Below are 11,802 nucleotides of genomic sequence, written 5' to 3' on the forward strand. Positions count from 1 at the left end.
AACGCGTCGGTCAGCGCGCCGTCTTGGGGTCGAAGGCGTCCCTGACCGAGTCCCCGAGCAGGTTGAAGGCCACGATGAAGATGATCATCGAGATGCCGGGGAAGAACATGTACGTGATGTCGTTCTGCATCACGAGTTCGGTGGACGCCTTGGAGAACATCTGCCCCCAGTCCGGCGTCGGTTCGACGATGCCGATGCCGAGGTAGGACAGGCCTGCCTCCGCGGTGACGAAGCCGGGGAGCATGTAGGTGGACTGCACCAGGATGGGCGTGACCACGTTCGGCAGGATCTCCTTGCGGATGATCCGCCACGGGGTGGCACCGCTGACCCGCGCCGCCTCGATGAACTCCCGTTCCCTGAGGGACAGGGAGGTGCCGCGCAGGATGCGGGCGAGACTCATCCAGCCCAGGAACCACTGGACGGCGATGAGCGCGACGACCCGGACGTAGGTGGGCGTCTCGTCACGGGGACTGACGAAGAGGGAGACCACGACGGGCATGCTCGCGATGAAGAACAGCTGGGCCGGGAAGGCGAGCAGGAAGTCGATGACCCGGCTGATGAGGAAATCGGACCTGCCGCCGAGGTAGCCGGCCGCGACACCGAGCAGGATGCCGGTGACCACGGTCGCGATCGTGACGGCCACCGAGATCATCAGCGACGTGCGGATGCCGTAGAGGAGTTTGGTGAAGACGTCGTAGCCGTTGCCGGGTTCGAGGCCGAACCAGAACTCGGAGCTGATGCCGCCGTTGGGCTGGAGCGGCACACCCGCGCTGTCGAACAACTCGGGCCGCTCGTCCGCGTAGACGGTGTACGGGTTCTTGCCGTACAGCTTCGCGATCAGCGGGGCGAGCAGGCCGACCAGGAAGAAGAAGCCCACGACGTAGGCCGAGATGACTCCCGTGCGGTCGCGTTTGAAGCGGAGCCACATCAGCTGGCCGGGAGACCGGCCTTCGAGCTTGGCCGCCTCGGACTTCGCGTCCGGCCCAGGAGTGCCGTCGACGAGGACCGAGGTCCCGCCGCCTTCGACATCGATAGGACTTGTCACTGTTCGTCCGTTCACAGGTATGGGTGTGCCCGGCGGGTGACCTGCGCGGGATGTGCGCGGTCACCGTCCGGGGCAAGGAGAGACGTGCGTACGGCACTGAGCCAGGCGCGAACCCGCAGTGGGACGCGCGTAGTTGAACGGCCGCACGGTGCGGCCGCCGGGTTGGCTCAGAGCCGGCCCTCGGACGATGTGACGAAGCCGGTATGGACGGACGGCGTGAGCGTGACCCACCTGGTGTTCGTGACACCGCGCATGGGACTCCTCCTCATGACTCCACGTGTTCACCAACAGGAGAGGGTTGACGTCCTGCTTCCGACACCCCTGACGGAAGATCAGACACCCTCTGGTGCTCGTGAGTCGGCACTGTCCCCACAGCGCGAGACCCATTGACCCGAGCGACTACGCGGCTAACTATCTGCCATCGGTCGAGCACCGACCACCGTTCTTAAATCTCAATTCAGTCACAGCTGACGCCTACATCTTCCGAAATTTGGACAAACTGTTCGGCTCGAGAAGGCCGCGAAACGGACGTGTTACATGGCTATCGGTCAGGGATCTCCGCATGTCGGACATCCGGGCCGTGGAAAACGGGTTGCAAAAAACCCGGGTGCCCCCACGATGGGGACACCCGGGTCGGGTCGGCTACGACTACGGAGCGTCAGCCGTGCTTGGCGCGGCTCGCGGTACGGGCGCGATCACGCTGGTCGAGCACGACCTTGCGGATGCGAACCGCCTCCGGGGTCACCTCGACGCACTCGTCGTCGCGGCAGAACTCCAGCGACTGCTCCAGGGAGAGCTTGCGCGGCGGGACGATCGCCTCGAACGAGTCGGCCGAGGACGACCGCATGTTCGTGAGCTTCTTCTCCTTGGTGATGTTCACGTCCATGTCGTCGGAGCGCGAGTTCTCGCCGACGATCATGCCCTCGTACACCTCGGTGCCGGGGTCGGTGAACAGCACGCCGCGCTCCTGGAGGTTCGTCATCGCGAACGCGGTGACGGAGCCGGAGCGGTCGGCGACCAGGGAGCCGTTGTTGCGGGTCGTCAGCGTGCCGAACCAGGGCTCGTGGCCCTCGTGGATCGAGTGGCCGATGCCGGTGCCGCGGGTCTGGGTCAGGAACTCGGTCCGGAAGCCGATCAGACCGCGGGAGGGCACGACGAACTCCATGCGGACCCAGCCCGAGCCGTGGTTGGACATGTTGTCCATCCGGCCCTTGCGGACGCCCATGAGCTGCGTGACGGCGCCCATGTGCTCCTCGGGCACGTCGATCGTCATGCGCTCGACGGGCTCGTAGGTCTTGCCGTCGACCTGCTTGGTGACGACCTGCGGCTTGCCGATGGTCAGCTCGAAGCCCTCGCGGCGCATCTGCTCGACCAGGATGGCGAGCGCGAGCTCACCACGGCCCTGGACCTCCCAGGCGTCCGGACGCTCGGTGTCGAGCACGCGGAGCGAGACGTTGCCGATCAGCTCGCGGTCGAGGCGGTCCTTGACCTGGCGGGCGGTGACCTTGCGGTCCTTGACGGCCGACTTCGCCTCGGCGCCCTTGCCGGTGCCGCCACGGCCGACCAGCGGGGAGGTGTTGGTGCCGATGACCATGGAGATCGCCGGCTCGTCGACCGTGATCAGCGGCAGCGGGATCGGGTTCTCGGGGTCGGCGAGGGTCTCACCGATCATGATGTCCGAGATACCGGCGACGGCGCAGATGTCACCGGGGCCGGCCACCTCGGCGGGCTTGCGGGTGAGCGCCTCGGTCATCAGCAGCTCGGTGATGCGCACGTTGGACATCGTGCCGTCGCGCTTGATCCACGTGACGGTCTGGCCCTTGCGCAGCTCGCCCTGCTCGACGCGGAGCAGCGCGATACGGCCGAGGAAGTTGTCGGCGTCCAGGTTGGTGACGTGGGCCTGGAGCGGCGCGGTCTCGTCGAAGGACGGGGCCGGGACGTGCTGGAGGATCGTGGAGAAGAACGGCTCCAGGTTGTCGCTGTCGGCCGGAACCGTGCCGTCCTCCGGCTTGGTCAGCGAGGCGACGCCGTCACGCGCGCAGGCGTAGACGATCGGGAACTCGATCTGGTCCTCGTCGGCGTCCAGGTCGAGGAAGAGGTCGTAGGTCTCGTTGACGACCTCGTCGATCCGCGAGTCCGGGCGGTCCGTCTTGTTGATGCAGAGGATGACGGGCAGGCGCTGCTGGAGCGCCTTGCGCAGCACGAAGCGGGTCTGGGGCAGCGGGCCCTCGGACGCGTCGACGAGCAGGACGACCGCGTCCACCATCGACAGGCCGCGCTCGACCTCACCACCGAAGTCGGCGTGGCCGGGGGTGTCGATGATGTTGATCGTGATGGCGTCGCCGCCGTCCTTGGGGTGGTACTTGACCGCCGTGTTCTTGGCCAGGATCGTGATGCCCTTCTCACGTTCCAGGTCGTTCGAGTCCATCATGCGGTCGTCCAGCGACTCGGCGGCGTGCGCGGCGAAGGCACCGGCCTGCTTGAGCATGGCGTCGACCAGGGTGGTCTTGCCGTGGTCGACGTGGGCGACGATGGCGACGTTGCGGATGTCGTGGCGCGTGGCCATGAAGGCGTACTCCTGGAGTGTGAGGAAGGCCTGCGCGTACGTCGGAGATACGCGGACCCTGCCGGGCTGAACACGCCACGGCCTCACCCCATCGTACGTGGCCCGGCGCCAGGCGGCTTGCGCAGGGCCACGCATGATCATTCCGGGCCGGGTCCGGCGGTCACTTCGGGGACGGACCGGGCTGGGCCTTCGCGCCCTTCTTCAGGAATCCCATGTCCTCGAAGACGGGCGTCTGGAACCCGAAGGCACCCGCGTTGGCCAGGGTCCTGCGGGCCGCGACCAGCTGCGGGCGCTGGTAGAGCGGGATCGATCCGGCGGCCGCCCAGATGCGCGAGTCCGCCTTGCGGAGCACGGAGCGCTCCTCGCCCTCGTCGAGCGTGGAGAGCGCCTGATCGAACAGTTGATCGACCTGGTCGGTGCCGACCCGGGTGTAGTTCTGCTCGACGTTCAGGGAGCCGTCGGCCGCCGGGACCGGCTTGGCGAAGATCGGGCGGGCGTCGGTGGCCGGGTAGGCGGTGCCGGGCCAGGAGTACAGCGCGAGGTCGTAGTCGCCCGCCGCGACGTGGTCCTTGAAGTAGCTGTCGTCCGGGACCTTGGTGATCCTCGTGCGGATCCCGACCTTCAGCAGCATCTGCGAGATCCGGTCGGCGACGGCCCGCAGGCTGTCCGAGCCGGGCCCCGAGGGGACCACGAAGCGCAGCACGAGCGCCTTGCCGTCCTTGGCGAGCATCCCGTTCGCGGCGGCCGCGGGGGCCGCGGTGCCCTTCGGGGCGTAGGCGCCGGGCGCGCCGCCCTGCCGCAGCTGCTGGTACTGCCTGCCGTCCTGGGCCAGGTGCCGGGTGCCGCCGGCGCCCTCCCCGGCCCGCAGGCCCGGCGCGAGGGGGGCCTTGTCGTCCTCGCCGACGATGTACGTGCCGTCGTCGCCGCCCGCGGACTCGTCCTTCTTCGCGGACTTCCCCGCCCCGCTCTTGCCCTCGTCGGAGTCGTCGGACTTCTTGGACTTCTTCTTGGTCTTCGCGTGCTCGGAGCCGGCCGAGCCGTCCTCGGACTCCTCGCTCCCGTCGCTCTTGCCGCCGGCCGCCTTCTCCTCGGCCTTCTGCTCCTTGACCGGCCCGCCGAGCACCCAGCCCGCGTCGCCGAGCAGCGCCTGGGCCGCCGAGGCGTCCTGGTTGCCGAGGGCGCCGCTGGCGTCGGCGTAGAGGGGCTGGCCGGAGAGCGCCAGATGGCTGCCGACCGGGACGGCGGGCAGGCCCAGGGGGCGCAGGACGGCACGGGCGAGCGCGGTGCGGTCGAGGGCGCGGGCGACGGCGCGGCGGACCCGCTCGTCGGCGAGGGGGCCCTCGGAGCCGTTGAGGGCGAGCTGGGTGTAGGCGGGCTCCAGGGACTTGCGCAGCTGGATCTCGCTCAGCTTCTGCTGCTCGCTCCGCGCGGTGCCGGCCTTGTCCTCGTTCTCGTCGGAGGCCGAGTCGTCGGAACCGTCGGAGTCGTCCTCGTCCGCCTTGGCCCGGCCCTTGCCGTCGTCGTCCTTCTTCCCGGAGCCGTGCTCGTCCTTCTTCCCGGACGTGTGCCCCGGCTTCTCGCCGGACGTCTTCCCGGAGTCCTCGGACTTCTCGCCCGCCGGGCCGTCCAGCGCCGAGGGCGACGCCGTGCCCTGCGGGTGGGCGGCCTGGACGATGCGCTCGGCGTCCGCGGTGTCCACGTCGGCCAGGTCGACGGTGCCGTCCGCGAGCGCCTCCGCGCGCTGGTCCGGCGCGACGGCGTGCAGCACGATCTGCGACAGCTTCGCGGGCCGCCCCCACCAGCGCGGATTGCGGGTGAGGACCACGTCCTTGTCCTCGACGGCGACCTTCTTGACCTGGAAGGGTCCCGCGGAGATCTTGAGTTTGCGCCGGGCCCCGTCGTTGAAGGCGTCCGCGGTGCCCATGACGTCCTTCGGGTACAGCGGGGAGAACAGCGAGCGCCAGTCGGCGTAGGGCTTGCTGAAGGTGACCTTGACCTCGAGGTCGTTGGTGCCGCGCTCGATCTTCTGGATCCGGTCGTACCCGGCGTTGCGGGCGGTCCAGTAGGCGGAGTCCTTGCCGGACAGGGCGCGCCACTGCGCGGCGAAGTCCGCGGCCCCGATCTCGCGGCCGTCGCTCCACACGGCCTGCTGGCTGAGCCGGTAGACCACGACCTGCCGGGGCTCGGTGTCGACGACCTTCGCGGAGTCCAGATAGTCCGTGTTCAGCTGCGGCCGGCCGTACGCGTCCAGCCGGAACATCGACGGCAGGACGGCCTGGGCCACGCGGGTGGTGGCGTCGTCGGCGTCCGACTGGAAGGTGTTCAGCGTCTCCGGTACGTCGTCCACGGCCCACCGCAGCGTGCCGCCGTCGGCGATCAGCGCGCGGTCGGCGCGCGCGATCTGCTGCCCGGCCAGCGGCTTGCTCACCTCTTCGTCGGAGCTGCAGCCGGAGAGGGCGGGCACCGCGAGCGCGCCCGCGGTGAGGAAGGCGACCGAGCGCATGACCGCGCGCAGTCCGACGCCGTCGTGGGACATCTCTGGAACCTCCGGGAGCCGCGGGTTCTGATCTCGTATGGCCGTATATGGAGATATCGAGCTGATCAGATGTATGCGGACACTGAAGAGGAAAGGTTTCGGTGCCGTACGGCGACACGGCGGCGGGCGCCCCGAACCCCACCCGTGCGGCGCAACCGGCACGGCCGCCCACGCGCCGCCGCCCACGCGCCACGGCGGCCGGGGCGCGCGGCGGCGCTTCGCACCCGCGCACACCGGCCAATCCGTGCACGTCCCTTCACACCGGCCGGTGTGACGCGCAACACTCGCAGGCGCATGAACGTCGCCGCCTTGGGCCGTGGGGCCCGTGGAAGTGAGGTCACGTCATGTCCGTGAACGACGACCTGACGTCAGTCCAGCGCTGTCTCGACGACCTGTTCCGGTCCGTGGGGCGCCTGGAGCAGAAGCTCGGCAGAGGCGGACTGGAGATCCGCCGCGTCCGGCTGGACGCCGCTCACCTGCGCGAGAGCGTGGCCCTGCTGCGGGAGTCGGCCGCCGGGCCGCCCGCGGTGAAGAGCTCCGAATTCGTTCCCGTCCCCGACACCCCGTACGACGACTCCCTGTGGACGGACTCGGACGACGAGGGCCTCGGCGCGCACCACGGGAACCACCACTAGTGCCCCGGCGGGGCACCGACCCCCTCTCACCGACCGGAGTCAGAAGTTGGCCACTGGTACGGAACCACATCTGAACAGCGGCGGCGTACGGTCCCCCGCGCGCGCCGCGATCGCCGCCCCGCATCTGCGCACCGACCGCTGGTGGCTCGCCCCCGCCGCCACGGCCGCCGGACTGTTCGCCTTCGTCGTCTACTCGACCTGGCGGGCCTTCGCGAACGCGGACTACTACGCGGCGCCGTACGTCTCCCCGTTCTACTCGCCGTGTCTCGCGCGCAACTGCCGCGAGATGGCGGGCGGGCCCAACGCCGATCTGTTCGGCGGCTGGTGGGGCATCTCCCCCGCGATCATCATCCTGATCTTCCCGCTGGGCTTCCGGCTGACCTGCTACTACTACCGCAAGGCCTACTACCGGGGCTTCTGGGCGTCCCCGCCGGCCTGCGCGGTGGCCGAGCCGCACAAGAAGTACACGGGCGAGACGCGCTTCCCGCTGATCCTCCAGAACGTGCACCGCTACTTCTTCTACGCCGCCCTGCTGGTGGCCGGCACCCTGACCTACGACACCGTGCTGACGTTCCGCGACAGCCAGCACCGCTGGGGCCACATGGGCCTCGGCACCCTGGTGTTCCTGCTCAACATCGTGCTGATCTGGGCGTACACGCTCTCCTGCCACTCCTGCCGGCACATCGTCGGCGGCAAGCTCAAGCACTTCTCCCAGCATCCCGTGCGCTACCGGGCCTGGCAGTTCGTCGGGCGGCTGAACGCCCGTCACATGCTGCTGGCGTGGGCGTCGTTGGTGAGCGTCGCGCTCGCCGACTTCTACGTCTACCTGGTGGCGTCCGGTGTCTTCGACGATCCGCGCTTCTTCTGACGAGCTCCGTGAGTGAGGCATACCTGATGTCCGTGGTCGACCGACAGGAGTGGGACGTCGTCGTGGTCGGTGCCGGTGGCGCCGGCCTGCGCGCCGCCATCGAGGCCCGCGAGCGCGGCGCGCGTACGGCGGTGATCTGCAAGTCGCTGTTCGGCAAGGCGCACACCGTGATGGCCGAGGGCGGCATCGCGGCGGCGATGGGCAACGTGAACTCCGGCGACAACTGGCAGGTCCACTTCCGCGACACCATGCGCGGCGGCAAGTTCCTCAACCAGTGGCGGATGGCGGAGCTGCACGCCCGGGAGGCCCCCGACCGGGTGTGGGAACTGGAGACCTGGGGCGCGCTGTTCGACCGGACCAAGGACGGGCGGATATCCCAGCGCAACTTCGGCGGCCACGAGTACCCGCGCCTCGCGCACGTCGGCGACCGCACCGGCCTCGAACTCATCCGCACCCTCCAGCAGAAGATCGTCGCCCTCCAGCAGGAGGACCACCGGGAGACGGGCGACTACGAGTCGCGCCTGAAGGTCTTCCAGGAGTGCACGGTCACCCGGGTGCTGAAGGACGGCAGCCGCGTCTCGGGGGTCTTCGCCTACGAGCGCGAGAGCGGCCGCTTCTTCGTCCTGGAGGCGCCCTCGGTGGTCGTCGCGACCGGCGGCATCGGCAAGTCGTTCAAGGTGACGTCCAACTCCTGGGAGTACACCGGCGACGGGCACGCGCTGGCGCTGCTCGCCGGGGCGCCCCTGCTGAACATGGAGTTCGTGCAGTTCCATCCGACCGGCATGGTCTGGCCGCCGTCGGTCAAGGGCATCCTGGTCACCGAGTCGGTCCGCGGCGACGGCGGGGTGCTGCGCAACTCCGAGGGCAAGCGGTTCATGTTCGACTACATCCCCGACGTCTTCAAGGAGAAGTACGCCGAGTCGGAGGAGGAGGGCGACCGCTGGTACGAGGACCCGGACCACAACCGGCGCCCGCCGGAGCTGCTCCCCCGTGACGAGGTGGCCCGCGCGATCAACTCCGAGGTGAAGGCGGGCCGCGGCTCCCCGCACGGCGGCGTCTTCCTGGACGTGTCGACGCGGATGCCCGCCGAGGTGATCCGGCGCCGGCTGCCGTCCATGTACCACCAGTTCAAGGAGCTGGCGGACGTCGACATCACCGCGGAGGCGATGGAGGTCGGGCCGACCTGCCACTACGTGATGGGCGGCATCGCGGTCGACTCCGACACCGCGGCGGCCCGCGGGGTGCCCGGGCTGTTCGCGGCCGGCGAGGTCGCGGGCGGGATGCACGGCTCCAACCGGCTGGGCGGCAACTCGCTGTCCGACCTGCTGGTCTTCGGGCGCCGCGCGGGACTGCACGCCGCCGAGTACGCGGCCGGGCTCACCTCGGCCCGCCCGCCCGTCGACGACGCCGAGGCGGACGCGGCGGCCGCGGAGGCGCTGCGCCCGTTCTCCGCCGAGGGCCCGGCGCCGGGCCAGGAGCCGGGGCGCCCGCCGGAGAACCCGTACACCCTGCACCAGGAACTCCAGCAGGCCATGAACGACCTGGTGGGCATCATCCGCCGCGAGGGCGAGATGGAGCAGGCCCTGGAACGGCTGGCCGACCTGCGGGTGCGGGCCCGGCGGGCCGGGGTGGAGGGGCACCGCCAGTTCAACCCCGGCTGGCATCTCGCCCTGGACCTCAGGAACATGCTGCTGGTGAGCGAGTGCGTGGCGCGGGCCGCGCTGGAGCGCACCGAGTCGCGCGGCGGGCACACCCGCGAGGACCACCCCGAGATGGACCGCACCTGGCGCAACGTCAACCTGCTGTGCCGACTGGCCGATCCCGTCGGAGACCCCGCCGCCGGCGACCCCGCGCGCGGCCAGATCACCCTCACCCGTGAGACCACCGAACCCGTCCGCCCCGATCTGCTCGCCCTCTTCGAGAAGGAAGAGCTGGTCAAGTACCTCCCCGAAGAGGAGCTGTAGGAGTGAGCAGCAGCTACGAGGCCCGCTTCAAGGTGTGGCGGGGCGACATACAGGGCGGCGACCTGGAGGACTTCACCGTCGAGGTGAACGACGGCGAGGTCGTCCTCGACATCGTGCACCGCCTCCAGGCCACCCAGGCACCCGACCTCGCCGTGCGCTGGAACTGCAAGGCGGGCAAGTGCGGTTCGTGCTCCGCGGAGATCAACGGGCGGCCGCGGCTGATGTGCATGACGCGGATGTCGGTGTTCACCCGCGAGGAGACGATCACCGTGACACCGCTGCGCACCTTCCCGGTGATCCGCGATCTGGTGACCGACGTCGGCTTCAACTACCAGAAGGCCAGGGAGGTTCCGGCGTTCGTGCCGCCCGAGGGGGTGGGGCCCGGCGAGTACCGGATGTTCCAGGAGGACGTGGACCGCTCGCAGGAGTTCCGCAAGTGCATCGAGTGCTTCCTGTGCCAGGACACCTGCCATGTGGTGCGCGACCACGAGGAGAACAAGCAGGCCTTCGCGGGCCCGCGCTTCCTGATGCGGGTCGCGGAACTCGACATGCACCCGCTGGACGCGGCCGCCGAGAGCGGCCTCGACCGCAAGGCCACCGCCCAGGACGAACACGGCCTCGGCTACTGCAACATCACCAAGTGCTGCACCGAGGTGTGCCCGGAGCACATCAAGATCACGGACAACGCGCTGATCCCGCTGAAGGAGCGCGCGGTGGACCGCAAGTACGACCCGCTGGTGTGGCTGGGCTCGAAGATCGGGCGGCGGTCGAAGTAGGCCGCGCTACTGCCCCGGCCTGCGGAAGGGGAGGAGGCCGGGGCGCCGGGCGTACGACTGGAGGACCAGCCCGGTCATGAAGGCGGCCCAGCCGATCCACGGCAGCGGGCCGTAGGAGTGGGCGAGCGGACCGAGGAAGATGAACAGGCTGAACCCGGCCGCGGACAGCAGCGTCGCCCAGCCCAGGAGCCGGGGCCGCAGGACCGGGCGGCCGGTCCAGGACGGAACCCAGCCCGTCGCCGCGCCCGCGGCGCCCACGCCCGCCATCACCACGGCGACGATCACCGCGACGACCGTGATCAACATGTCCATGCCGCCGATGATCGCACGGTGGGCGTCGGCCGGGAAGAGTCAGGTCAGTTCACCCAGTCCTCCTGGTACGCCCGCCAGTCGGCCTCGGTCGCCGCGAAGTCGACGTAGAGGGCCACGCCGAAGTTCGCGCGGCCGGGGTCGGTGCGGGAGAGGCCGAGGCGCACCCCCCGGACCGCGGCGGGGACGGTCTCGGCGCGCGCCCAGTGCCCGAACCGGTTCTCGTGGTAGAAGGGCAGGCCCATCAGCAGTTCCGTCGACTTCGGGGTGACCTCCAGGGCCAGCGAGGTCTGCTGGGCGACGTACCCGCCGTACAGGCTCGCGAGCGGCTGCATGGTGTCGTACGACATCACCGCGATCTGGTCGACGCGGCGCGCGACCTGCCCGAAGTAGGCCTGCGACCACCACTTGGGGTGGCCGGTGACGGTGCCCCAGAAGGAGTGGAACGCGGGCAGCGGGTCGATCTGGTGGGCGGCGACGGAGAGCACGGCGCCGTGGGCGCGGGTGACGCGGTGCAGGGCGTCGAGCAGGGCGAGGTAGTTCCGGTCACCGGAGTGCAGGGGCTCCAGGTCGAAGTGGACGCCGTCGAAACCGGCGGCGAGGATGCCGCGGGTCGAGGCGACGATCGCGGTACGGGTCGCGGACCGCTCCAGATGCATGGCGTCCGGCTTCTCCGGGGCCAGCTCGTCGCCGAGCCAGGCCTGCACCCGGACCCCGGGCAGCGCGCGGTGCACGGCCGCGATCAGCCACGCGGCACGCGGATGGTCGGAGGCGGGCAGGGTGCCGTCGTGCTCCAGCGGCCCGGCGTGCACGTACAGGTCCCGGATGCCGGTGCCGCGCAGCCGCCGTGCGAGCGCGGCGACGTCGGCGTCCGTCTTCCGCCCGTCGATCCAGGCGTGCCCGAGCCAGATCGCGTCCTGCCCCCTGGTCCGGGTCCCGTCGGCGAGGTCCCCGGAGTAGTTGACCCGCAGCGCGGTCTCGGCGGCGGCCAGGGGCAGCAGCAGGACGAGCACGAGGCCGATGACCGCACGCCGGACCCAGCGCCGGGCCGTCCGTCCGCGGGAGCGGGGCGGGGCGGGGGGCTCACCGCCGGTGGGGGGTCG

General features: G+C 70.2%; 9 protein-coding genes. 4 read left to right on the forward strand and 5 right to left on the reverse strand.

The window, feature by feature from the left end; genetic code table 11:
* Positions 1–10: 10 nt before the first annotated feature.
* The 3 genes from WN71_RS26685 to WN71_RS26695 form a co-directional block, all read right to left on the reverse strand.
* Positions 11–1,045: an ABC transporter permease gene (locus WN71_RS26685; RefSeq protein ID WP_046589971.1), complete on the reverse strand. Its 1,035-nt coding sequence runs from the start codon at positions 1,043–1,045 to the stop codon at positions 11–13.
* Positions 1,046–1,703: 658 nt separating this feature from the next.
* On the reverse strand, positions 1,704–3,611 hold the full coding sequence (gene typA, locus WN71_RS26690) for a translational GTPase TypA (RefSeq protein WP_046589972.1): 1,908 nt from the start codon (positions 3,609–3,611) through the stop codon (positions 1,704–1,706).
* 160 nt (positions 3,612–3,771) lie between these two features.
* Positions 3,772–6,147: an ABC transporter family substrate-binding protein gene (locus WN71_RS26695; RefSeq protein ID WP_046589973.1), complete on the reverse strand. Its 2,376-nt coding sequence runs from the start codon at positions 6,145–6,147 to the stop codon at positions 3,772–3,774.
* A gap of 344 nt (positions 6,148–6,491) precedes the next feature.
* Between WN71_RS26695 and WN71_RS26700 the strand changes: the two genes are divergently transcribed.
* The 4 genes from WN71_RS26700 to WN71_RS26715 are packed head-to-tail and all read left to right on the forward strand — an operon-like array spanning position 6,492 to position 10,390.
* Entirely contained in the window at positions 6,492–6,782 is a 291-nt protein-coding gene (locus WN71_RS26700) for a hypothetical protein (protein WP_046589974.1), read from the forward strand.
* A gap of 46 nt (positions 6,783–6,828) precedes the next feature.
* Complete coding sequence (locus tag WN71_RS26705) at positions 6,829–7,650, forward strand: hypothetical protein (RefSeq protein WP_046589975.1); 822 nt, start codon at positions 6,829–6,831, stop codon at positions 7,648–7,650.
* 26 nt (positions 7,651–7,676) lie between these two features.
* Positions 7,677–9,614, forward strand: a complete 1,938-nt coding sequence (locus tag WN71_RS26710; RefSeq protein ID WP_046589976.1) for a fumarate reductase/succinate dehydrogenase flavoprotein subunit — start codon at positions 7,677–7,679, stop codon at positions 9,612–9,614.
* Between the two features lie 2 nt (positions 9,615–9,616).
* A complete protein-coding gene (locus WN71_RS26715; protein ID WP_046589977.1) occupies positions 9,617–10,390 on the forward strand; it encodes a succinate dehydrogenase/fumarate reductase iron-sulfur subunit in 774 nt (257 codons plus the stop codon).
* A gap of 6 nt (positions 10,391–10,396) precedes the next feature.
* On the opposite strand, the gene WN71_RS26720 is transcribed toward WN71_RS26715, so the two are convergent.
* Entirely contained in the window at positions 10,397–10,702 is a 306-nt protein-coding gene (locus tag WN71_RS26720; protein WP_046589978.1) for a hypothetical protein, read from the reverse strand.
* A 44-nt stretch (positions 10,703–10,746) separates the two neighbouring features.
* A partial coding sequence (locus tag WN71_RS26725; protein WP_240529772.1) for a glycoside hydrolase family 18 protein occupies positions 10,747–11,802 on the reverse strand: 1,056 nt, incomplete at its 5' end.

This window comes from Streptomyces mangrovisoli (genome assembly GCF_000974985.2).
GTDB lineage: Bacteria > Actinomycetota > Actinomycetes > Streptomycetales > Streptomycetaceae > Streptomyces > Streptomyces mangrovisoli.

Bases quoted from the DNA above. Each gene is read 5' to 3' on its own strand.
- typA (WP_046589972.1), bottom strand. From the start codon at position 3,611: ATGGCCACGCGCCACGACATCCGCAACGTCGCCATCGTCGCCCACGTC.
- WN71_RS26695 (WP_046589973.1), bottom strand. From the start codon at position 6,147: ATGTCCCACGACGGCGTCGGACTGCGCGCGGTCATGCGCTCGGTCGCC.
- WN71_RS26700 (WP_046589974.1), top strand. From the start codon at position 6,492: ATGTCCGTGAACGACGACCTGACGTCAGTCCAGCGCTGTCTCGACGAC.
- WN71_RS26710 (WP_046589976.1), top strand. From the start codon at position 7,677: ATGTCCGTGGTCGACCGACAGGAGTGGGACGTCGTCGTGGTCGGTGCC.
- WN71_RS26720 (WP_046589978.1), bottom strand. From the start codon at position 10,702: ATGGACATGTTGATCACGGTCGTCGCGGTGATCGTCGCCGTGGTGATG.